General features: G+C 62.1%; 21 protein-coding genes and 1 tRNA gene. 12 read left to right on the top strand and 10 right to left on the bottom strand.

The features are described from left to right. Positions 1-73: 73 nt before the first annotated feature. Positions 74-1,222: a galactonate dehydratase gene (dgoD, locus tag QZM15_RS23055; protein ID WP_302107317.1), complete on the bottom strand. Its 1,149-nt coding sequence runs from the start codon at positions 1,220-1,222 to the stop codon at positions 74-76. Between the two features lie 146 nt (positions 1,223-1,368). Here dgoD and QZM15_RS23050 point away from each other — a divergent pair, with 146 nt between their 5' ends. Beyond that, a complete protein-coding gene (locus tag QZM15_RS23050; RefSeq protein WP_099316791.1) occupies positions 1,369-2,052 on the top strand; it encodes a FadR/GntR family transcriptional regulator in 684 nt (227 codons plus the stop codon). A 34-nt stretch (positions 2,053-2,086) separates the two neighbouring features. Here the strand turns inward: QZM15_RS23050 and QZM15_RS23045 are convergent, their stop codons facing one another. Further along, the gene (locus QZM15_RS23045) at positions 2,087-2,332 is read right to left on the bottom strand and encodes a DUF1272 domain-containing protein (protein WP_059578642.1); all 246 of its coding nucleotides are present in this window, start codon (positions 2,330-2,332) and stop codon (positions 2,087-2,089) included. 141 nt (positions 2,333-2,473) lie between these two features. Here QZM15_RS23045 and QZM15_RS23040 point away from each other — a divergent pair, with 141 nt between their 5' ends. Beyond that, on the top strand, positions 2,474-2,821 hold the full coding sequence (locus tag QZM15_RS23040) for a GFA family protein (protein WP_302107316.1): 348 nt from the start codon (positions 2,474-2,476) through the stop codon (positions 2,819-2,821). Positions 2,822-2,860: 39 nt separating this feature from the next. Here QZM15_RS23040 and QZM15_RS23035 read toward each other — a convergent pair whose 3' ends face one another. The 3 genes from QZM15_RS23035 to QZM15_RS23025 form a co-directional block, all read right to left on the bottom strand. Then, positions 2,861-5,968 (bottom strand): transglycosylase domain-containing protein, encoded by a 3,108-nt coding sequence (locus tag QZM15_RS23035; protein WP_302107315.1) that lies wholly within the window; start codon positions 5,966-5,968, stop codon positions 2,861-2,863. A gap of 242 nt (positions 5,969-6,210) precedes the next feature. After that, a complete protein-coding gene (locus tag QZM15_RS23030; RefSeq protein ID WP_059578634.1) occupies positions 6,211-7,098 on the bottom strand; it encodes a LysR family transcriptional regulator in 888 nt (295 codons plus the stop codon). A gap of 170 nt (positions 7,099-7,268) precedes the next feature. Further along, entirely contained in the window at positions 7,269-7,490 is a 222-nt protein-coding gene (locus QZM15_RS23025; RefSeq protein ID WP_302107314.1) for a hypothetical protein, read from the bottom strand. A gap of 293 nt (positions 7,491-7,783) precedes the next feature. Between QZM15_RS23025 and QZM15_RS23020 the strand changes: the two genes are divergently transcribed. Continuing rightward, positions 7,784-8,068 carry a PAAR domain-containing protein gene (locus QZM15_RS23020; protein WP_059578632.1) on the top strand — a complete coding sequence of 95 codons (285 nt, stop codon included), beginning with the start codon at positions 7,784-7,786 and terminating at the stop codon, positions 8,066-8,068. A gap of 58 nt (positions 8,069-8,126) precedes the next feature. Here the strand turns inward: QZM15_RS23020 and QZM15_RS23015 are convergent, their stop codons facing one another. Both QZM15_RS23015 and QZM15_RS23010 read right to left on the bottom strand, forming a co-directional pair. Further along, complete coding sequence (locus QZM15_RS23015; protein WP_059578629.1) at positions 8,127-8,438, bottom strand: cupin; 312 nt, start codon at positions 8,436-8,438, stop codon at positions 8,127-8,129. 59 nt (positions 8,439-8,497) lie between these two features. After that, entirely contained in the window at positions 8,498-9,181 is a 684-nt protein-coding gene (locus tag QZM15_RS23010; RefSeq protein WP_059578626.1) for a DJ-1/PfpI family protein, read from the bottom strand. Between the two features lie 115 nt (positions 9,182-9,296). Here QZM15_RS23010 and QZM15_RS23005 point away from each other — a divergent pair, with 115 nt between their 5' ends. Beyond that, on the top strand, positions 9,297-10,271 hold the full coding sequence (locus QZM15_RS23005) for a GlxA family transcriptional regulator (RefSeq protein WP_302107313.1): 975 nt from the start codon (positions 9,297-9,299) through the stop codon (positions 10,269-10,271). 174 nt (positions 10,272-10,445) lie between these two features. Next, positions 10,446-11,420 (top strand): LysR family transcriptional regulator, encoded by a 975-nt coding sequence (locus QZM15_RS23000; RefSeq protein ID WP_302107312.1) that lies wholly within the window; start codon positions 10,446-10,448, stop codon positions 11,418-11,420. Between the two features lie 173 nt (positions 11,421-11,593). Here the strand turns inward: QZM15_RS23000 and QZM15_RS22995 are convergent, their stop codons facing one another. Together QZM15_RS22995 and QZM15_RS22990 are read right to left on the bottom strand one after the other, a co-directional pair. Beyond that, positions 11,594-12,022 carry a hypothetical protein gene (locus QZM15_RS22995; protein ID WP_124862685.1) on the bottom strand — a complete coding sequence of 143 codons (429 nt, stop codon included), beginning with the start codon at positions 12,020-12,022 and terminating at the stop codon, positions 11,594-11,596. A gap of 164 nt (positions 12,023-12,186) precedes the next feature. Further along, on the bottom strand, positions 12,187-12,771 hold the full coding sequence (locus QZM15_RS22990) for a hypothetical protein (protein ID WP_124862688.1): 585 nt from the start codon (positions 12,769-12,771) through the stop codon (positions 12,187-12,189). Positions 12,772-12,957: 186 nt separating this feature from the next. Between QZM15_RS22990 and QZM15_RS22985 the strand changes: the two genes are divergently transcribed. Both QZM15_RS22985 and QZM15_RS22980 read left to right on the top strand, forming a co-directional pair. Beyond that, complete coding sequence (locus tag QZM15_RS22985) at positions 12,958-13,092, top strand: hypothetical protein (RefSeq protein ID WP_256939976.1); 135 nt, start codon at positions 12,958-12,960, stop codon at positions 13,090-13,092. Positions 13,093-13,602: 510 nt separating this feature from the next. Next, positions 13,603-14,841 (top strand): site-specific integrase, encoded by a 1,239-nt coding sequence (locus tag QZM15_RS22980; protein ID WP_302107311.1) that lies wholly within the window; start codon positions 13,603-13,605, stop codon positions 14,839-14,841. Positions 14,842-14,931: 90 nt separating this feature from the next. On the opposite strand, the gene QZM15_RS22975 is transcribed toward QZM15_RS22980, so the two are convergent. Continuing rightward, positions 14,932-15,016: transfer RNA gene (locus QZM15_RS22975), tRNA-Ile, on the bottom strand. Between the two features lie 423 nt (positions 15,017-15,439). Here QZM15_RS22975 and QZM15_RS22970 point away from each other — a divergent pair. From QZM15_RS22970 to QZM15_RS22950, 5 genes are all read left to right on the top strand, one after another. Next, on the top strand, positions 15,440-16,036 hold the full coding sequence (locus QZM15_RS22970) for a hypothetical protein (protein ID WP_302107310.1): 597 nt from the start codon (positions 15,440-15,442) through the stop codon (positions 16,034-16,036). A gap of 532 nt (positions 16,037-16,568) precedes the next feature. Continuing rightward, positions 16,569-17,144, top strand: a complete 576-nt coding sequence (locus tag QZM15_RS22965; protein ID WP_302107309.1) for a recombinase family protein — start codon at positions 16,569-16,571, stop codon at positions 17,142-17,144. A gap of 420 nt (positions 17,145-17,564) precedes the next feature. Continuing rightward, positions 17,565-18,893: an ImmA/IrrE family metallo-endopeptidase gene (locus tag QZM15_RS22960; protein WP_302107308.1), complete on the top strand. Its 1,329-nt coding sequence runs from the start codon at positions 17,565-17,567 to the stop codon at positions 18,891-18,893. A 669-nt stretch (positions 18,894-19,562) separates the two neighbouring features. Beyond that, positions 19,563-19,922 (top strand): hypothetical protein, encoded by a 360-nt coding sequence (locus tag QZM15_RS22955; protein ID WP_302107307.1) that lies wholly within the window; start codon positions 19,563-19,565, stop codon positions 19,920-19,922. Positions 19,923-20,267: 345 nt separating this feature from the next. Continuing rightward, on the top strand, positions 20,268-22,775 hold the full coding sequence (locus QZM15_RS22950) for a type VI secretion system Vgr family protein (RefSeq protein ID WP_302107306.1): 2,508 nt from the start codon (positions 20,268-20,270) through the stop codon (positions 22,773-22,775). The last annotated feature ends 55 nt before the right edge of the window (positions 22,776-22,830 follow it).

Raw genomic sequence — 22,830 nt, 5'->3', positions numbered from 1 at the left:
GGCCGCCTTGTCGGGGCGGCCGTGTCGAACGCGTGGCGCGGCACGCGCGCGTCGCTCTTATCTCACGCGTTCGTCACCACTCGGCGACGCTGCCGTCTGCGTGACGCCACACCGGGTTGCGCCAGCGATGGCCCGTCTTCGCCATCTCGCGCACCTTCTCCTCGTTCACGTCGATGCCCAGCCCCGGGCCCTGCGGGATCGCGACGAAGCCGTCCTCGTAGCGGAACACCTCGGGGTTGCGCAGGTAGTCGAGCAGGTCGTTGCCCTGGTTGTAGTGGATGCCGAGGCTCTGTTCCTGGATGAACGCGTTGTAGCTGACCGCGTCGAGCTGCAGGCACGCGGCGAGCGCGATCGGCCCGAGCGGGCAGTGCAGCGCGAGCGCGACGTCGTAGCTTTCCGCGAGCGTCGCGATCTTGCGGCACTCGGTGATGCCGCCCGCGTGCGACGCGTCCGGCTGGATGATGTCGACGTAGCCGCCCGCGAGGATGTGCTTGAAGTCCCAGCGCGAGTACAGCCGCTCGCCGAGCGCGATCGGCGTGTTGGTCTGGTTGACGATGTCGCGCAGCGCCTCGGCGTTCTCCGACAACACCGGCTCTTCGATGAATATCAGCTTGTACGGATCGAGTTCCTTCGCGAGCACCTTCGCCATCGGCTTGTGCACGCGGCCGTGGAAGTCCACGCCGATCCCGACGTGCGGGCCGACCGCGTCGCGCACCGCCGCGACGTTCGCGATCACCTGCTCGACCTTGTCGTAGGTGTCGACGATCTGCAGCTCCTCGGAGCCGTTCATCTTCACGGCCTTGAAGCCGCGCTCGACGACCGCGCGCGCATTGTTCGCGACGTCGCTCGGCCGGTCGCCGCCGATCCACGAATACACCTTGATGCGCTCGCGCACCTGGCCGCCGAGCAACGCGTGCACCGGCACGCCGTGATGCTTGCCCTTGATGTCCCACAGCGCCTGGTCGACGCCCGCGATCGCGCTCATCATGATCGGGCCGCCGCGGTAGAAGCCCGCGCGGTACATCACCTGCCAGTGATCCTCGATCAGGAGCGGGTCGCGCCCGACGAGGTAGTCGGCCAGTTCCTGCACGGCGGCCTCGACCGTGTGCGCGCGGCCTTCGACGACCGGCTCGCCCCAGCCGACGATACCCTCGTCGGTTTCGATCTTGAGGAACAGCCAGCGCGGCGGGACGACGAACGTTTCGAGGCGGGTGATTTTCACGATGCGAGTCTCCATGATTGACCGGCGCGACCGTTCGGGCGCGGCGCACGATCCGTGCTTTCGCGGTTATCCTAGCGTAGTCGAATAAAAAATAGTATTAATAGCATTAATGTGCAGATAGTGGGCAGCCCGCCCGACGGAGAACGATCATTCAACGCGACCTGCATGGACAGACGGCTTTCCGGCTCGCGACGGCGATCCTGCGCGGCGACTATCCGCCCGACTCGCTGCTGCCGAGGGAACCCGACCTGATGGAGATGTACGGCGTGAGCCGCACGGTGATGCGCGAGGCGCTGCGCACGCTGACGTCGAAGGGGCTCGTCGAATCGCGGCCGAAGGTCGGCACGCGCGTGCGGCCGCGCCAGGCGTGGAACCTGCTCGACGCCGACCTGCTCGACTGGTATGCGCGCGTCGCGCCGCCGCTCGCGTTCGCGCTGAAGCTGCAGGAAATGCGCGAGATGATCGAGCCGTACGCGGCCGCGCTCGCCGCCCGCGCGCATACGCCCGACGCGTTCGACGCGATCGAGGGCGCGGCGCGCGCGATGGCCGCCGCGCGCAACGTCGACGAATGGGTGCGCGCCGACCTGCGCTTTCACCTGAGCGTGCTGGAGGCCGGCGGCAACGAGCTGCTGGTGCCGCTCGGCGCGCTGATCGATCGCACGCTCGAGGCGCAACTGCAGTTGAATGCGCGCCGGGCGGACGTTTACAACGCGTCGCTGGCCGAGCATACGGCCGTCAGCGACGCGATCCGCGTGCGCGACGAGGACGGCGCGCGCCGCGCGATGGCGACGCTGCTCGCGGTGACGCGTGCGCGGATCGAGATGTCGTGACGGAAGCGGGGCGGGCGGCGCCGTTGCGGTGCCGTCAGGCGTTCGCGCAGCCGCCCGGCTTGTGGATGCGTTCCGTCGACGGCGGGTACTTCGCGAGCAGGCTCGCTGGCCGCCGCGGCCGCGCGACCAGGTCGCCGCCGCAGTTCGGGCACTGGCCTTTGAGCACGTCGTCGGCGCACGTCGCGCAAAAAGTACATTCGAACGTACAGATGCGCGCGTCCGTCGAATCCGGCGGCAGATCCTTGTCGCAACATTCGCAGCCGGGGCGCAGTTCAAGCATGACGGTCTCCTTGACGGGTGAGGGGGCGCCGCACATTGCGTGCGGCGCATGCGAGCGCTACTGTACGCGTTTGGATCGGCCCGGCCAACGGTGCCCCGCCCGGGTGCCGGTACCGCGCACGGGCTGCACCGGGAGACGACCATGCTTTATCGAGGAAGCTGTCACTGCGGTGACGTGACGTTCGAGGCGGAAGGCGACCTGCAGGGCGTGATGGCCTGCAACTGCTCGATCTGCCAGCGCAAGGGCGCGCTGATGTGGTTCGTGCCGCGCGATCACATGACGCTGCTCACGCCCGAAGACAATCTCGCGACCTACATGTTCAACAAACACGTGATCAAGCATCGCTTCTGCAAGCGCTGCGGGATTCACGCGTTCGGCGAAGGCGTGCATCCGGACGGCACCGCGATGGCCGCGATCAACGTGCGCTGCCTAGAGAGCGTCGACCTCGACGCACTGCCCGTCACGCACTACGACGGCCGCTCGCACTGAGCGGCGCGCCGGTGCGGGCGCCTGCGCGCGGCGATCGGGTCAGGACGGGTGCGCGGTCGTCGCGCCCGGCGCGGGCGTTTCCGCCTGCGGCGCCGGACCCGCGGTGCGCGTGCCGGCGTCGGCCGGCCGTTCGATCAGCGGCGCGAGCGCCGGCGCCATCGACTTCAGCAACTGCACGGCCATCGCGCTCGTGAAGTCGTAGCGCGCCGCGTATGGCTCGTGCGCGGTCGCCGTCAGCACGCCGAAGAACCGGTCGCCGATCGCGAACACGAAGGTGCCGCTGCGGTTGACCTTGCGCGACTCGATCAGCCGCGCGCCGCGCGCATAGACGTTGAAGCGCTGGTCGCCCGTCCCCGTCTTGCCGTACACGTCGAGCGTCTTGCCGTCCGGCAGCGTGAACCCGCCCGCCAGGCGGCGCGCGGTGCCGTGGAGCACGACGTCGCGCAGCAGCGCGTGCGTCACGTTGACGATCTCCGGCGGCAGTATCGGCTGAGGTTGCGCGGCCGCGCGCACAAAGCGCGTTTCGTACGGCGTGCCCTTCGCGAAATCGAGCCGCGTGATCGTCTCGGTCGGCGCCTTCTGGCCGCCGTTCGCGATCAGGCCGATCAGTTTCGCGAGCGCGTCGGGCTGGTCGCCCGATGCGCCGATCGCGGCCGCATACGACGGCGTCACTTCCGCGAACGGATAGCCGAGCGCGCGCCACGACTTCGTGATCTCCGCGTACGCGCGCAGCTCGACCATGCGGCGGATGCGCCGGTCCTGCGTCGCGTGGTAGCGGGTCTTGTACAGCCACGAATACGTGTAGAAACGCGCGTCGCGACTGTCGCGCTGAACGTCCGCGAGCGACGCGGCGGGATGCGCGCGCAGGTAGTTGAGCGTCCACAGCGCGAGCGGATGCACGCTCGCGATATAGCCGCGGTCGTTCAGGTTGAAGCGGTCGATCGCGTATTTCGCGTAGAGCGCGGCGAGATCGTCGTCGGACAGCGTCGCGGCCGGCGTGCCCTTCAGTTGCGCGCGCATCCGCGCGGCGAACCACGCGAGCGATTCGTTCGGCGCGACGCTGCGCAGCACCGTCGCGAGCTTCGGCGGCGACTTGCGTACGTCGCGCAGCATCAGCGCGAGCGCGTCGTCGGGCGCCTTGCCCGCATAGCGTGTGTAGTAGCGCTTCACGTAGACCTGGCTTTCTCCGTCGACGAACTGCTGCAGGTAGTGCTGGCGCTGGGCGGGATCGTTCAGCCACGACGACGACGGTCCGGCCGCCTGCAGCGTCTCGTAGTGGACGATGTCGCGCATCAGCCGCACGAACACGAGGTTCACCGAGTGCTCGAACGCCGTGTGCAGCGTCATGATGCGGCCGTTGTCCGACTTCTCGAAGTTCGAGAACACCTGCGCGCCGCCGCCCGTGTAGAACACGTCCGGGCTCGCCGAGTACTTGCGCTCGACGGACGCATCGAGCATCGCCTGCAGCGAGCGGTCGCGCGTATGCGACAGGTAGTCGAGCGCCCAGCGCGACAGCCCGTCGATCGGATCGGGCTTCACGCGCGCCAGCTCCGCGTTCGACAGGTTCGCGTAGCGCGCATGCAGGTCGGAGACGATCTGCAGGTACGTGATCAACGTGCGCAGCTTCGCGGTCGAGCCGAGGTTGATGCGGCCGCCGCGATTCACGTCGAACGGCTGGTTCACGCTGTCGGTCTGCACGCGCAGCAGGTTCGCGCCGTTGCGATGCTCGTACAGCGTGAAGCTGTACGTGAGGTGCGACGGGTCGTCCTTCGGCGCGAGCATCTCGAAGCCGTACAGGCCGGCCGCCTGCGCGCCGTCGCGGGTCGACGCCTGCGCGAGCCGCTGGGCGACCGCCTGCTGCACGCCGTTGTCGAGCGTGCTGGTCGCTTCCAGGTCGAGCTGATCGAGCTGGTACAGGTCGGTGATGCCGAGCGCCGACAGCAGCGACGCGCGCGCGGACGTGACGGCCTTGCGCGACACGAACGATTGCACGCGCGCGGCGGCCGGCGGCGCGCTGCGTTCGATCTGCGCGGCGAGCGCCGCATCGCGCAGCGCGGGCGAGATCACGCCGCCGTTCGACAGCAGCCGCAGATAGCTGTCGGTCAGCTTCTGCAGCGCCGGATACCCGCGATTCAGGAAGTACGACGGCGCGCGCTGCGCGATCAGCAACGACAACACCTCGCGGAACGTCTTGCCCTGCTGGTCGACGTTGTCGCCGGTCGTCGGCGCGGACAGGATGCGGTTCACGTCGTTGAAGTCGCGGCCGTACCACGCGGCGAGACCGTCGCCGATACCGGTGATTTCGCCCACGTGCGGCCGGGCGGCGAGCGGCACCGAATTCAGGTAGCGCACGACGATCGAGCGGCGCGCGAGCATCGTCTGCGGGCCGTTCAGGTACGCGAGGATCGACGCGGACGCGATCTGCCGCAGTTTCTCCGGCGGCGTCGCGGTACGGCCGTCGGGCGAGTGGCGGAACTTCTCGATCTGCGTCGCGAGCGTGCTGCCGCCCGGGCGCGCCTGGTGGTGGTTGACGACGTGCAGCGCCTGGTCGGCGAGCGCGCGGCTGAAGCGGCCCCAGTCGATCGCCGGGTTGCGGTTCGGCTGGTTCGGGTCGAGCAGGTAACGATCCTCGATGAACATCAGCGAATCGACGACCACGCGCGGCACCGTGTCGAAATCGGCGTACACGCGCTGCGGGAACACGGTCGCGAACAGCGGCGAGCCGGTCGAGTCGAACAGCATCAGCCCGGTCTGGTCCTTCTCTTCATAAGGCAGGAACAGGCCGTGATCGGCGAGCGCCAGCATCCGGTTGGAATCGCGCGCCTGCTTGCCGACGACGAAGCCGCGCGCGAGCAGCCGCTGCTGGAACGCGGGAATCATCGAATAGCCGAGGCGTTGATCGTACGGCCCGTTCGCGGGGAAACGGATGTGGTTGCTCGCGCCCGTTTCGACCGTGTAGCCGACGTCGCGCGTGAGCTCGGACAAATAGTGCGCCTGCAGGCGCGACGTCGCGATTTCGGTCATCACGAGCCTCACCACGACCGCGATCGCGATCACCAGCGCGGCCAGCAAGGACCACTTGATCCACGTCCAGACCGATGCAGCTCCGGTCACGCGCGGCAGGATGCGATTCAGCGGCCGATTCATGGCGGCGTCTCCCTGAAGGCGCGGGCTCCGGCCGCACCTCATTAAGGATTAGTGTAGTCCTCCGCAGCGGGCTGCCAAGGGTGGTTCACTACTGAGATGCAGCGGCGCAACACCCGTGCCCGCGCCGGGATCGTGCGCCGCGAGGCCGGGCCCGCGCGCGGGTGCGGCCTCGCGGTACACGTCGTCCCGCATCCGCGTTCGGGCGCCATCTGACACCGAAAAGACCGTCGCGATCGCATCATTCAACTGACGAAATGTTCGACGAGGTGATCGATGAAAAGGCGGGATTTACGCGGAAAGTGCTTGCGGCTCGGGTATGCGACGTTCATCTGGAGCGCTTCGAGACGATAGTCGGCGAGCAGGGCCAGAAGCTGGCCATCATGAAGATCCGGTTCGGCGAGGAAGTCCGGCAGGACTGCGATGCCCATGCCGGCAAGCGCCCAGTTCCGGATCATGCCGAAGTTGTTCGACGACGCGGCCTTGTTCGGGCGCACCGTGACACGCGTCTGGTCGTGCTCGAACGTCAGGTAATCGCTCGCGAAGTCGGCATGGAACACCAGGCATGCATGCGTGGCGAGATCGTGCGGATGGGCCGGCGAGCCGTGCCGGCTGACATATTGCGGCGACGCGCAGACGACGCGTTGGAATTGCATGAGCGGGCGCTTCACCAACGTGCTGTTGCCGATGTGCTGCGACAGCAGCAGCCCGATATCGAAGCCTTCCGACACGAGGTCGACATGGCGGTCGACGATCGTGACTTCCGGCACGATGTTGGGATGGCGTGCCTTGAACGCGTCGATCGCGGGCGCGAGCACGTGCATGCCGAACATGACCGGCGCGGCGATCTTCAGCGAACCGATCGGTTCCTGGTGCATCGACGCGATCGTTTCCTCGACGCGGTCGATTTCCTCGATCACGTGACGCATCTGCGCCAGGTAGAGGTGGCCGGCGTCGGTCAGCGACAGGCTGCGGGTCGTGCGATTCAGCAGGCGCGCGCCGAGCCGGTTCTCGATGCTCATGATCATGCGGGTGGCCGACGAATTGGAGATGTTCAGTTCGGTCGCGGCGCGCACGAAACTTTGTAGTTCGGCAACCTTGACAAATAGTCGCATTGGAAGGAGTTCGTCCATTTTTTTGCCTAGAATCAGAAATTGTTTATTTAATTCTATCTTCCAATTTACTGTTCAGAGCGTCGGACGATGGAGGAAAAAAGTATTATGAAACTATAGGTTGATTTGATGGCTGGGAGGCCCGGAAAATATAGGGTTTCGGCGTTTTGTGAGCGCTGGTTTGCGTCCGGTTAAGGGTAATTTTTACAACCATTTTTAGTAATTGTACGAAAGTTCAGACGATTGTTTTTTCGCGTATTTGAGATATCGGGCGATTCGATTTTATCGAGATAAAGTATTTCCGGCGTTTTCGCGCCATCGTGCCAACGCACGGCCGCGACGAAGCAGCGGATCGAACCGTCGCATGCAATCGTGTCCGGCCCATCGCGGCGCGCGAGCAGGCTGGCCGACACGGCGGGGAATCGTTGCCCCGATATCGATCCAGGCCATGCTCGCGCATCCGGCCGGCCACCATGAGGCGGTTCGGCGCGCGGTGTGGGCGTACGGTCGGCGGGCGCCGACGCGGCAGGGGCGCGTTTGCCGCGAAACGGCCGCGGCGCGTCGGTGGAGGGCTGCCGGCCGCGTGGATCGGCTGCGGGGGCCGCGAGCGGTGATATGCTCGCGGGACGCCCGCGACCGACGGGCGGTTTCACGATGCCCGTGCACGGCTGCGTTGCGCGGCGTTTCCGAGGGAAGAACCGACATCATGAGCCGCAAATTCATTCTGAAGGGCGACACGACCGATCACGGCGGCGTCGTGCTCGAAGGGATCGCCAATTCGTCGTTCGACGGGCGCGAACTCGCGTATCTCGGCGCATCCGTGTTCTGTGCGGCGTGCAAGTCGCCGGGCGTGATCGTGTCGGACGGCGGCGAGCGCACGATGACCGTGATGGGCAAGGTCGTCGCGCTCGAACACGACCTGTGCCAGTGCCAGTGCACGCCGCAGCCGAAACTGATCGCATCGCAGGCAACCGGGACGATCTCGGGCTGAGTCCCGCCGCCCGCAGGCGCTCGTCGTTCGCGCGGCATCGCGGCGCCGATACCGGCCGTCAGGCGCTGCCTTCGGTCTCGATCACGAGGATGCGCGCGGCGCCAAGCGGATGCGCAACATGTTCGGTGCCGACCGTCGCGTGGAAGACGTCGCCCGTTTCGAGCACCGTCGCGTGCTCGACGCCTGCTTCGCGGTAGCGCATCTCGACGCGGCCATCGAGCACCGCGAACACCTCCTCGCCGTCGTTCACGTGCCAGCGATACGGCTGGTCGGTCCAGTGCAGCCGGACCGTGATGCCGTTCAGGTTCGCGATGTCGAGGGCGCCCCACGCGCGGTCCGCCGTGAATGCGGCGCTTCGGATGATGTTCATCGATGTGTTCCCCGGCGCGCGCGGGCGCCGCTTTCCAGTCATTTTCCCGACATCCGCCTTCAGCGCGACGTGGCGCGCAGCGCCTGCTCGACGATCTGCTTGCGCTTCGCGAAGCCGGCCGCCGTACGTTCGGTGACGCGCGTCACGACCGCGGCCGGCGCGGTGTCGGGCGAGCCGGCGTCGAACGGCGGCGCGGGCGCATATTCGAGCTGAAGCTGGATCGCCTGCGCTTCTTCGTCGCCGACGAGCTCCGCGGCGATCGTCAGCGCGAAGTCGATGCCGGCCGTGACGCCGCCGCCCGTGACCAGGTTGCCGTCGCGCACGACGCGCTCGCGCACGGGTATCGCGCCCAGCGGTTCCAGCAGCGAGTGGAACCGCCAGTGCGTCGTCGCGCGTCGTCCGCGCAGCAGGCCGGCCACGCCGAGCAGCAGCGAGCCCGTGCAGACCGACGTCACGTAGCGCGCGGTGGCCGCACGCTGCTGCACGAACGCGATCGTTTCGGCATCGAGCAGCAATTCGTTGATGCCGATCCCGCCCGGGATGCAGATCACGTCGAGCGGCGGGCAGTCGTCGAACGTGCAGGTCGGCGCGAGCGCGAGGCCGCTGCTCGACGCGACCGCGTCGCGCGACTTCCACACCAGATGAACGGCCGCGTCCGGCAGTGACGCGAGCACGTCGTGCGGGCCGGTGAGGTCGAGTTGCTGGACGCCCGGAAAGACGAGAAGGCCGATGTGAAGTGTCATGCGAAGGCTCCGGAGAGGAAGGGAACGCGCCGTTCGGCACGGGATGGACAGATCGATTCTAGGCGCGTAGTGTTTGGCGAAATTGCCATATCACCCACGTTTTCAGCCAATCGCCATGCCTGCCGCCGCCCCGCGTTCGATCCTGATCTTCGCGTTTCCCCGTGCGCAGTTGCTCGATGTGACGGGGCCGCTGCAGGTGTTCGCGTCCGTCAACGAGCTCGCGCTGGAGCGCGGGCAGCCGGCGCCGTATGCGCCGCGCGTCGTGGCCGTCGAAGCCGGGCCTATCGAGACGTCGTCGGGCCTCGTCGTGATGGCCGAGTCGCTGCGCACGGTCGCGCGCCACCCTGACACGCTGATCGTCGCCGGCGGCAAGGGCGTGCACGCGGCGTCGAAGGATGCGCAAGTGGTGCGCTGGGTGCGGCAGCAGGCCGGACGCGCGCGGCGCGTGGCGTCGGTGTGCACCGGCGCGTTCCTGCTCGCCGAGGCCGGCCTGCTCGACGGGCGGCGCGCGGTCACGCACTGGGCGCGCTGCGACGAATTCGCGGCGCGCTACCCGAACGTGCACGTCGAGCCGGACCCGATCTTCATCCGCGAAGGCGCGCTGTGGACGTCGGCCGGCGTGACGGCCGGCATCGATCTCGCGCTCGCGCTGGTCGAGGACGATCTCGGGCGGGCGACCGCGCTCGACGTCGCGCGCGAGCTCGTCGTGTTCCTGAAGCGTCCGGGCGGGCAGGCCCAATTCAGCACGATGCTGTCGATGCAGCGCACCGCCGACCGGTTCGGCGAGTTGCACGCATGGATGGCCGAGCACCTGACGGCCGACCTGTCGGTGCCCGCGCTGGCCGAGCGCATGAGCATGAGCGAGCGCAGCTTCGTGCGCCACTATCGCGCGGAAACCGGCCGCACGCCCGCGCGCGCGGTCGAGCAGATCCGTGTCGAGGCCGCGCAACGCCTGCTCGGCGAAACGGCGTGGCCTGTCAAGCGGATCGCCGGGCGGTGCGGCTTCGGTTCCGAAGAGACGCTGCGGCGCAGTTTCGTGCGCGTGTTCGGCGTGTCGCCGCAGGGATATCGCGAGCGGTTCGTGCGGTAACGGTCCACCGATCATCGGGGCCGGAGCGGGTGGCGCCCGGAACTGAACGGAAACCGGTCGGTTTCCAGTCCGAAGTTTCGAAACTATTCAGGATCGGAGAACAATAGGCGGGGGCTTGTGCCGCGCCCGCCGCGCGCTCTATTCTGTTCCGTTGGCGATTCGAAGGGGGGCAGCATGGACCGAATCCAGGCAATGGAAGTTTTTACCCGCGTGGTCGACGCGAACAGCTTCACGCGGGCGGCCGACACGCTCTCGATGCCGCGCGCGTCGGTGACGACCATCATCCAGAATCTCGAGGCGCTGCTCGGCGTGCGCCTGATGCACCGGACCACGCGCCGGCTGTCGCTGACGCCGGAGGGCGCCGCGTACTACGAGCATTGCATGAAGATCATCGCGGAGATCGCCGAGGCCGATGCGAGTTTCCAGGCGGGCAACCGCAAGCCGAGCGGCATGCTGCGCGTTCACATGCCCAGTTCGCTCGGGCGGCGTATCGTGCTGCCGTCGCTGTCGACCTTCCGGCAGCGCTATCCGGACATCACGCTCGAGCTGGGGCTGTCGGACCGCTACGTCGATCCGGTCGAGGAAGGCATCGACTGCATGATCCGGGTCGGGCCGCTCGAGGATTCGTCGATGGTCGCGCGGCGCATCGGGATGCTCAAGCGCGTGACGTGCGCGTCGCCCGATTACCTCGCGCGTCACGGCGAGCCGAACGAGATTGCCGATCTCGTCGAACATCAGGCGGTGAATTTTCGCGCGAGCCACGGCGCGCGGACGATTCCGTGGGTGTTCATGATCGACGGCAAGCCGTTCGAGGTGCGGATGAACGGCGGCGTCACGGTCAACGATTCGGATGCGTACGTGACGTGCGGGCTCGAAGGCTTCGGGATGATCCAGCCTACGTTGTTCATGGTGCTGCCGCACTTGCTCGACGGTTCGCTGGTCGAGGTGCTGCCGGACTGCAATCCGAAGCCGAAGCCGATCTCGATCGTCTATCCGCACAACCGGCATCTGTCGCAGAAGGTGCGCGTGTTCGCCGACTGGATCGCGGAGGTGTTCGAGGCGACGCCGGCGTTGGAGGGCGGGGAGAACTGGCGGGGGAAGGTGGGGGTGGAGGCGGCGGATGCGCGGCGCGGGGCGGTGGTGGCGTAGTCGCGGCGCGCGGCCTGAAGGACGGGCAGCGCGCGGCATGGCGTGCGCTGGATGAAGCAATGAAAAAAGCCGCTGTTTCGAAAGAAACAGCGGCTTTTCGCATTTGGTGGCGAATCAGGGATGTGGACGGCTATTGTCCAGACCGATTTGCGTCGCTCCTGTCAATCGACGAGTCAGGACGTCCCGCAGATGCGCAGCGGCGTTACCTCCACAGGAGTTCGCACGATCTTTCCATCATCGACCTGAAGTCGGGCAATAGTCACGGACATCGGTATCTTGACGTCGTCCGTGACGACAACCTCGTAGTCCGCTCCCGTTACCGGAGTGAAGCTAAGGAATCGCCAAGCCTTGTAGTACCGATAGCGATCCCCAATGCTCCAATGTGCTGAAAAAACGAGGGGGATGCCGGCCTTGACGACGACTTCAGCGTATGTGAGTTGCGACACATCCTCCAGGTCGTTCGGCATACCAAGCCTTGGCTGACTAAAGAGCCAAGTTGTTGCATTCAGGGAGCGCGCCTGATAGGTGATGGAGGCGAGCGACCGAATGGCCGGGTCTGCTTCAGCATAGCAAGCGGCACTTCCGTGTTCGAGGATATTCAACCAACCGTTACCGACGAACCGGAATCGTACCTTTGCGGTCGTGTCGTTTGGTCCAAGCTTGATATCGGTCGTGAGTAGAGGCGAGACGCAAGCAGAGAGGAGCCAAGCAGAAATCACACACAAGGCGATTGCTCGGGCGCTTGCGAATATACGTACTGACTTGCTCATGGGAAAGTAATAGAGATTTTGCCTTCGTAGGCGTTCGGTATGGCGTACATCGAGCCGTTTTGTGAATAGGCAATCAGCCGCTCGCTATTTGCCGACGATGCGGCGTAGACGATCATGTACTTCGCGTTTGCCGGAATCTGCGCTCTTGCGAAAAAGTAAGGGGTGGCGAGAGACCTGGAGCGGCGCTTCAGTGGTTCGAGACGATCGGTTTCCGTGATGTGCAGGTTGTCGTCGAGGAACATCAGGCGCGGTTTGAATATGGTCACATGGGGAAGCAGCATTGCTCCCCAAGCAGCGATATACGTTCTTACTTCCACCACTTCGGGATGCGTTGCCGGAACTTTGTAGGCTACGAAGGTAGATCGCCCTTCAGGAAAGTCGAAAGTGGGACTTTGTCCGACCTGGATTGACACGCTGTCGGCCCCGTCGGGCCCAAGGTCGCCGAAGTGAAAGCTCTGGAAAGTGGAGCAGCATTGGGCCGGCGCTGGCGGCTCGAAGGAAATGGGCGGCCGCGATGCGCAACCAGATGTCGCCGCAATAAAAACGCTCGCGAGGAGGGCTACCGGTTTCATTTTTGACATGGCGTCTTGCAGGCAACGTTACTTGCTGCGCAGACCGCCAGGGACCATCGGCGGCAAAGACCGTGGCCAGAGTCGGACCGATTGGCTATCGACGCAGTATGTCGTGATAACGGCAAGTGGCCGACGTTCTTGAGGTTGTGTATTACGAATCGTGCGGCGAAGATCGCTTTCTTTGCGGCGAGGCATATGTTCAACGATATCGCTGAACTGGCAGAGGGTGAGAAATGCCGGATGACGGCTTATGTAGACGACGTGACCATTTCCGGGCCTGCCGCCACGAAGAAGCTGCTGGGCGAGCTTCGCAAGGTGGTAAGCAGGTAGGATTACAAGACCAAGCAGAAGGAAGACCTATGCCGCAACCTCGGTGAAGGTTGTCACGAGTGCAGTTGTGGTTGGCCGCGAGCTGCGACCTCCAAGCGAGCGGTATCGAAAAATACGGCAAACGAAGCAGGAGCTGTTGCGCTGCGGGCGCGATGAGAAGGCGTCACTGATGCGGGCGTTGGGGGGCGGCTTCGGGCGGGCAGTCAGATTTTGGGCAACCTTGGCGGGAGTCGCGTGATTAGGATTGGCGATGCCCGAATTGTTGGCGCGCGATGTCTGCGGAGCAAAGAAAAAGGGCCCAGCTTACGCTGAGCCCTTTCTGCATTTGGTGGCGAATCAGGGATTCGAACCCCGGACCTGCGGATTATGATTCTTACGGCCCTGTCATTCATCGTGCTCATTGGGAGTCAATTGGAATCGTAACTTATTGATTTGTAGTAAAATTGTTGCTCATCCAAATTTTGGGTCTCTACCAAAAACGACGCAAGTAGTAGCAAAGGGGTAGCAGCGATGGGCGAGCAAGTAGGACGGTCAGGGCGGAGTGCCCTGAACTTCACAAAAGCGGCGATCGACGCGCTGCCGCTGCCGGAGAAGGGCTGGAAGTACTATTACGACACGAAGGTGAGCGGTCTGGCGATTGGCGTTGGCTCGACCGGCGTGAAGACATTCATCCTCTATCGGAAAGTAAATCGTAAGCCAGAGCGGATCAAGATCGGGCGATATCCCGATCTAACCGTCGATAAAGCGCGTGCGGCGGCGACGAACCTGAACGCTGACATCGCGAACGGCACGAACCCCGCTGAACTCAAGCGCGTGCGCCGCGCCGAGATGACCTTCGGCGATCTGTTCGACCAGTATCACAAGAACCACAGCATCCCGCACAAAAAGACGGCCGACGAGGACAAGCAGAAGTTCGAGAAGTACCTGTCGAGCAACAAGGACGGCATCAATCTGTCGTCGCGTCAGTTGTCTCAAATTACAAGAACGGATATCGGGCAGCTCTTCACGAAGATCAGCAAGAGCCACAAGGTGACGGCGAACCGGGTGCTTGCCCTCGTCAGCAGCATTTTCGGCAAGGCAATCGAATGGGGCATCTGGAATCAGATCAACCCCTGCCACGGCATCCGCAAGCATAGTGAGGTGAGCCGCGACCGCTTTCTTCATCCGGACGAGTTGCCGAAATTCTTCGAGCATCTGCTTGCGTATCCGAACGCGACGGTGCGCGACTACGTATTGATGAGCTTGCTGACCGGCGCTCGTCGCAGCAACGTGCTGGCGATGCGGTGGGATCAGGTGAATCTGGAGCGAGCGGAGTGGCGTATCCCCGATACGAAGAACGGCACGCCGCAGTCTGTTCCACTCGTCCCGGATGCGATTGCCATCCTCGAGGCCCGGAAGAAACTAGCCGTATGCGCAGAGTCGCCGTATGTCTTTCCGGGTTCGGGCGAGAGCGGGCATCTAGTCGAGCCAAAGAAGGCATGGAAGATCATTCTGGATAAGGCGGGCATTGCTGATTTGCGACTTCACGATCTTCGTCGCACGATGGGGTCGTGGCAGGCGGGGACCGGCGCGAATCTGTCGGTGATCGGCCGATCGCTGAACCACAAATCGACGCAGACGACAGCAATCTATGCGCGTCTCTGGATGGAACCTGTTCGCAATTCGATGGAAGTTGCAGCTGAGGCGATTCTTGCAGCTGCACGAATTGTACGTACACCGGAATCTATTGAGGGCGGTGGCGACGAATGAGGTTTTGGCGATGGCAAGATGAAGGCGGAAGGGGGCATCTTCGCCAAGCGGTAAACCGTAAAAGCCCCCGCCTTGCGGACGGGGGCTTTGCGGAGAGGACGGGATTCGAACCCGTGAACCGTTTGCGCGGTTTGGGGAGTATCAGTCCCCTGCTTTCAGCCACTCAGCCACCTCTGGAATACTGCGGCATTCCGCAGGGGGCTCGGCAGGCGCAAACTATACCGCCAACAGCACGCGCTCGCAAGGGTGTCCTCGCGAGCCGGTCGGCCGTCGTTCGCATGACGGCTCTGGCTAGATACCCCGCGCGGCTCCCCCGGCTCTAATCCAAACCGACGGAGTCGACGATCACGTCCCCAGCGTCAAAAATCCCGTTGATTGATGCCCTCAGCGCGGCTCTAGATTCTTAGCCCCAGCGACCCATACTCGGCACGGATGCCATTTTTGGGAGCAGCACAACCGCATTCCCCGTTTTTGACAGGTCGCCCCATCTCGCCGACGTCCATCTAGTCGTTCGGCACAACACTGGAAAATCTCCACAAAAAATCTGGATAGCCTGTACAATCCAAGATATCCATCCCATCTAATGAGGGGAATCCAGATGGAAGTCATTACCAAGTCAGGTCTCTTGCAGTTCGTTGACATGATCACCAGCAAAGGCTGGGTGAACGTGAACACCGGCAACAGTTGGAAAGCAGCGGTCAAGAAGCTGCTCGTCGACGTTCCCGATGACGAAGACGTTCGGCAGATCGATGTCAAGTCTCAGGTATTGAGGTACAACAATTTGCATCCGGGCGACTTGTCCCCGGAATCGCTGAAGACGTATGAAAAGCGGGTGACGGCTGTAATCCAGCAATTCGTCAGCTACAAGACGGACCCCACCAACTACAAGGCGCCCTCGCGTGGGTTGCCCAATGGTAAGAACGACAAGCCAGAGCAGAGAAAAAGGGCTACGGTCAAACCGGACCAAGCAGCGGAAACGCCAGCCGCGACGACCAATCCAGATCAAGCTAGGGGCGAGATCGATCACTCTGCCCCGAAGACCATCGGCGGCACGTCAACGGGCGCGAACCTAGCGCTGCCGTTTCCGCTCCGGCCGGGCCATTTGGCTCAAATTGTTATCCCGATTGATATGACGAAGGACGAGGCAGATCGTCTGTGTGCGTTCATCCAAACGCTAGCCCAGGCAAAGCCGTGATCGAGCAGGAAGGCGAAGGGCCAGACGTGCGACCGTCCAGCCCTTCAGTGCAACTATGTCCAGCACGGACAGCCGAGCTTGTCGGCCTGATCAAGCGGAAAGGACCGGTGACGAAAGTGACCATCAGAAGACCCAATCGCCTACAGTGAAAGTTGCATTTCGACTGTAGGCACTTATTGTACTAGCGGGGGCCGTAGCATGCTACGGCCCCCGCCCATGCATGCCCGCGTTTTCGCGCATGCCTCGCCACTGCAAGAACCGGTTCTGCTCCAAACCGACTTGAGGTCGTCTCGCTAACGGCCGGTTCCCCATTCGTTTATCGTCTCTCGGCCGCCATCGTAGTTGCGGCCGACGTTTCCCGCTGGCGCTTACTCACCGACGAATTCCGTAACGTGGCGGTATCCTCGATTCGGTAATTAATCGACCGGTTTCTGACCGCTGGGGGAAGCGCCCCTGCGGTGGTAAGCAATTCCGACCCGGAGGATTGGTTACCGTATAATATGATTTCCACGTTTGTTTACCGGTGAAAATCATGTCTCGCACGTTTCTCTACGCTCGCGTGTCCACGGCCGAGCAGACTACCGACAACCAACTGCTAGAAGCCAGTAGCGCGGGCTTCGCCATTCAGCCGCGCCATACGATCACGGAGACCATTTCCGGCAGCGTCCCAGCCGCCGAGCGCCCCGGCTTCTCGAAGCTGCTGGAGCGGCTAGACGATGGCGATACGCTCGTCGTCACCAAGCTAGACCGGCTGGGCCGTAACACAACCGATGTGCTCGGGACGGTCGAGCGGCTGGCCGAGATTGGCGTTCATGTCCATTGCCTCGCGCTCAAGGGTGTCGATCTGACCAGCGCATCCGGAAAGCTTCACATGACGGTGCTCGCGGCCGTTTCCCAGTTCGAACGGGACCTGCTCATTGAACGCACACATGCGGGGCTGGCGCGCGCGAAAGCCGATGGCAAGAAGTTGGGTCGCAAGGATGCCCTCACGCCGGATCAGAAGGAAGAGATTCGGCAAAAGATTGCGGCAGGCGCTACTGCGCGGGGGTTGGCGAAAGAATATGCCGTATCTCACCCGACCATACTGAAGGCGGTGCAGCACGCTTGATCAAGAAGCGCTAGACGTCGGTTGCATCGACGTTCTCTACTGCCTTGCTCGACCGGTTGAATCCGCACCCCATTACGGTCCGTCAGATTTCGTGAAAGCGGCCGTTCCAACGCGAAGTGGCGTTACTCCGGGGGCAATAGCCGATGCTGGCAGATGCTGCACGGGGTGAACCGCTGACTGTCAAACCAGCTGATGCCGTTGCCATCGGGATCACGCATCGAGAAATAGTGGTGACCGTAGAGCTCTGCATGTCCGATATCTCATACACGTGCGCCGAAGAGCTCCCTCGTGTATCACCGACGTTCATGGCCAAAGACGTATGATTTGCCGACGCGCGAGAGAATCGCTAAAGTCGCATCTATACTTCGAATCGCTGCGCCGAATCAGACTGTGGCGGCCCCACTCTTCGGATTTCGTCAGATGAGCACACTGCAAAATACAACACGGATTGGCGACGAATTCGAGAGACGTGTTTTTGATCTGTTTCGAGCAGAAATAGACGCTGAGCGCTTTCCGTTTAAAAGAGAATGCTGCAAGCTTTTTTCAAAAAAAGGCTACCATTCGCGCGATCGCTGTTCGGAAATTGTCTTTGATATTGCAATCGAACTGTACTTTCCCGGGGCGCAGGAATATTCAATGCTGCTTCTCATTGAGTGTAAGCGATACTCACATGCTGTACCGGTTGATGATATCGAAGAATTCTTCACAAAGGTTCAACAAGTCGGAGCCGCGAACACAAAGGCTGTGGTGGTCAGCACAGCGGCATTTCAAAGGGGTGCTCTTGAGTTTGCAAAGGCTAAGGGAATTGGCCTTGCACGCTATTTCGGGCCAGAAAATTTTAAATGGGAATTGAGGCGCTCACCGTCAACGACAGTTCGAAGAAACGCTGATTCCAGTGAGAATGTTGAACTGGGACTTTCCGACGAAACATTCAAGAGCTCATCGTTCGATTTCTATTTTCAATCGCCTAGGCGGCTGACTAATTCGCTGTGGGAATTTATTGATGATGCTTTTTCTGACCTTACATCGGCACCGGGCGTAGCCATAGGAGAATTGAAGAACCTACGACGCGACTCGGAGGAAGTCGCTTTCGTTGGAAAAGGAGCAATTGAAGAGATGGGTGCATCCGTCCTATCGAGAATCGGCTACGCCGACGGTGAAGTCGCGCTTCAAGAAATCTGCAGGCTGGAGGCTGAACGAACTGGACTCCAGTTGCGGCTGAACCACCCAGCGGTCAATTCGGGCGCAGGGCAGGATGCACTAGGACGCATCACGTTTGATCCACCGATTATCGATGTCTACGCGCAACAGGAGCCAAACCGAGGCCGAGAGCGGTTCACATTGGCCCACGAGATGGCGCACTACTTCCTTGATCACGGTCGATATCTGGTAAGCGAATCTTGTGATAACGACGACTTCGTTCTACACCGTGCAGGTCTGAATGACGCGGCAATTTCACGCCTCGAATTTCAAGCTAATTACATGGCTTCAAGCATACTCTTGCCGCGCGCCCAAGTTATTGCTGATTTTAACAACCTCCTTCATACAATCGGGTTATCGGATAAAGGATTTGGCTCGCTGTACGTGGACGATCAGCCGTGCAACATACAAAATTACGATTTTATAACGGGGCGATTGATGCAAAAGTACGGTGTATCTCGTAGTGCGGTTCGAATCAGGCTGGAAACTCTTGACTTGTTGCGAGACAATCGACGCCAAGTCGCTGTGGGAAGAATGTTGCACCGATAGCCGGCCCTCCGAATCTGCAGAGAGTGACTGCTTGCGGACGATGAGATCGACAAGGCGAAGGTCGCAATGGGTCGCGAGCGTGAGTCTGCTCATGCGGGAAGCTCACCGGCGGCGACTTGCCGCATTGCTGACGCGAACCCGGTCTTCGGCAACGTCGGCTTTGGCCACATGCGCATCGCGCATTGGGCGGGTTTGGAAGTGAATCAGCCGTTCAAGTGTCCACTGCACAGCTCAGGCGAGAGGCAGAAATTGGCCGTACTGCGACACCTTCGCCGGTTGCTTCAGCCCACCGCTCTCGCTGCATCGCGCACGAAACTCAATCACTAATGCCGGCTTCGCTCGAGAACACCTCTGTTCCCTACCAGTCGTCATGTTCGTGATACGACGTGCCGTTATTATGGTCTGAAGTATCGGAAGTTGGTTCGCCGCTTCCGCTCGCTGGCGGGACGGACCGTGAAAATTTTCGATACCCAGAGGGGGGCCGCGAAGGCCATAGCGGCTCCTCTCGCCTTCTGTATAGTAGAAGTGCTGCGCGACGACCCTCCGATAACGCCTTATCTGCTCTCTATGACCACACGGCGACCAGCACGCTCCCGGCGGCCGATGGCGAAAGAGATGTTGTTACCTCTCGCGGCATCAGTCGCTCGCCGGAAATCCATCGAACATCACATGGCATTCCATACCCTCGTGAACGGCGAGGGCAGCGGTTCGGCCGTGGCTCAGTTGTTCGGCGCTGTCTATGGTGCGTACTACGTTCACGAAGCGACCGTGGGGCGAACCGACCTGGATGCTTTTCGGCTTGCTGAAGCGGCACTTCATGATTGCGCCGTCCGCGGCAAGGCTGAAGGCAAATTCACGACTACGGCCGATGGCATGGCCGCGATCCAGAAGGTGCTCATCTTCCGCGATGAACAATTGCTGAACCTTCCCGCCTACATCATTGCCGACGCCCAAGCGCGGCTCAGTGAATTTGTGGTCAATGACTCGCTGTCGCCGATCGTGCCTGAGCGAAAACATCCACATCAATGATGTGCTCCACCTTTATCGAGCGAGTTAATCACTCTATATTTGGGGCCGCATGATATTGGAAACACACAAAAATCTGAGAACGAGCGATCCAACCGATAGCATCGAGGAGAAGGTCAAAAATCGTCACCTATCTGTTATTGTGCCGAACTTACTTTGGTATGATCTTTGCGCTATCGAACTACATTCCGCGACCTGCCTCTTTAATCGGCTGCGGCATCTGGACGAAGGCTTAATTTAATATATTTGTTATTTATTTGTAATTTTGTGTCGTGCCACATACGCAGTCCCGGCGTTTAGATGTTTAGCTAACGATCGGACGCGTCCTGCACGAAACGGGGTGACTGCATGAGCGGGGAAGTTTTGCTGAAGGTGTTGCGCGGTGGCTACGCGCAGTTCGATCGCATCGTGAAACTTGACACGCCGCTCGGCGACGACTGGCTCACGCCACTGTACGTCAAGATCAACGCGCGGCTTGGGCGCAATTTCGAGGTAACCGTTGACGCCTCATCCGTCATGGGCGACAAGATCAAGCTCAACGCCCTGATGCTGCAACCCGCCACGCTCTGGATTCGGCAGACCGATGGCGGCTATCTGCCGATCCATGGCTATGTGCAGCGGGCTCGCCGCCTTGGAAATGACGGAACCGTTTCGTATTTTCAACTCCAGTTCTCTTCGTGGCTAAGCTTCCTCAAGCTCAGCAGCGATCGGCGCGATTGGCAGGAAGCCAGCGGCTGGCAGATTCTCACCGACATATTCGACAAACATCCGCAGGCTTCCGGCAACTATGGACAGGAACTGCGCGCGGCGATGCGCTCGTATTCGCACCGCGTGCAGTGGGAAACCGACTGGAATTTCGTGCACCGGAGTCTTGAGGAAGTCGGCGTGTTTCCGCGCTTCGATTTCGCGAAGGACGGCAAGTCGCACAAGGTCGTCATGATGGACGATCTGTATTTCGGGCCGTCGCTGCCGAATTCGGAGATGAAGTTCAGTCACGCGGGTACCGACGAGGATTTCGACGGACTTACCCAGTTGAGCGAACAGCAGGACGCCCAAAGTGCGACGCTGACGCTCGGCACCGCCGACTACAAGCGACCTGACCTCGATAAACAGGCGAGCACGCCAGCGGCTGACCTGGATGAGTTACCCGGTCAAGGCGAAGAGTATCTCTATACCGGCTCGCAGACATGGGCCGAGTCCGATGCTGGACAACAACAGGCCCGCATCCGCACCGAGGAATGGGCTTCGCGAGCAAAACGCTATTTCGCGATCGGCAGTCCGCGCTATGCATTGCCCGGCTACTGGTTCAAGGTGTCGGGACATCCCCTCTTCGATACGTTGCCGGAGGAGGAGCGCGAGTTGTCGATCATCGCGAGCGACTGGTTGATCCAAAACAACTTGCCCGGCATAGACGCGCTCACGCGATTCCCGCGCAGCCTGCGCAGCGAGATCGAACAGGTCAAGGCGGCCGGGACCGGTACGACCGTGAGTCACCGCGATGGCGGCGTCGGATTTTTTCACGTCGAGATCGAAGCGCAACGTCGCAAGACGCCGTTCCGCAGCCCGTTCGAGCATGAGAAGCCGGAAATGCATTTGCAGACGGCGATTGTCGTAACCGACAGCGATGAAGAAATCGTCACAGACGACGGCAATCGTGTGCGGGTCCGGACGTCAAATAGCCGGAACGGTCGCAACACGAAATCAACGCCATGGATTCGCGCAGCGATGCCGGACGCGGGCTCAAAGCGCGGAGGCTACTTCCCGTTACGCAAAGATGACCAAGTGCTCCTCGGATTCGTAAATGGCGACTGCGACCGGCCGGTAATCATCTCGCGACTGCACGGTGGCGCGACGATGCCGGTGTGGCACACGCACGGCCTGCTGTCCGGCTTCCGGTCTCGCGAATACGGCGGCGACGGCTTCAACCAACTCGTCATGGACGACGCTACTGGTCAGAACCGGGTCCACCTTTACTCGTCGAGCTACAGTTCTCACCTACATTTGGGTTACCTGATCGAACAATCCGATAACACGCGCGGCTCGTTCCTCGGCAACGGATTCGACCTGAAGTCCGGCGCGTACGGCGCGGTACGCGCCGAGCAGGGGCTCTATGTATCGACGCAGCCAGCCACCGCCCAGCCGCTGAACGTAACGGCCGCCACCGATCCGCTTGCTGGCGCGGAAGCCGTGCTCGAGACCGTGTCGAAGGCCAGTGAAACGAACCGCGCCGAAAGCCTCCAGGACGGTCAGGCCGCGCTGAAGTCGTACACCGACGCAACGCAGCGCTCGGTCGCCGGTTCTGCCAGCGGCGGCCGTACTGCCGGTGGCGGCACGGGCAATGCGAACGGTTTTGCGAAGCCGGTGATGTTGCTGTCGAGTCCTGAAGGCATCGCCGCGTCGACGCAGCAATCGGTGCACGTCACGGCGAACCAGCACGCGAACGTCGTTGCAGGCAAGAACGTCAACTTGGCCGCCGGTAAAGGGTTACTGGTCAGTGTGCTCGACAAGATCAGCCTGTTCGCGCAAAACCTCGGCATCAAGATTTTCGCGGCAAAGGGACCGGTAGACATTCAGGCGCAAAGCGGCTCGGCCTCGCTGGTGGGGCTGCAGGACGTGAAGATCGAAAGTGCGGACGGACGGCTGATTCTGACAGCCGCGAAGGAGGTGTGGATCGGCGCGGGCGGCTCGTACATCAGCATCAAGGGCGGTCTGATCGAGAACGTGACGACCGGACAGATTCTGGAAAAATGCGGGAGCTGGGATAAACCGAGTGGTGGCAGCGGAATGAAGCTTGATCCTTTGAAGGCGACGCCAGTTTCGACTGACGGCGGACGCGGTTCGCTCTTCTCCGGCTGACACGGAAACGTAACACGCCGTCGCGACACGAAAGCAAAAACGAGAGATTCCGAGA

The sequence above is a fragment of the Burkholderia sp. AU44665 genome (genome assembly GCF_030504405.1).
GTDB classification, from domain to species: Bacteria; Pseudomonadota; Gammaproteobacteria; order Burkholderiales; family Burkholderiaceae; genus Burkholderia; species Burkholderia semiarida.
Note: the sequence above shows the minus strand (reverse complement) of the source record. Positions and strands in the feature narration are given on the sequence as shown.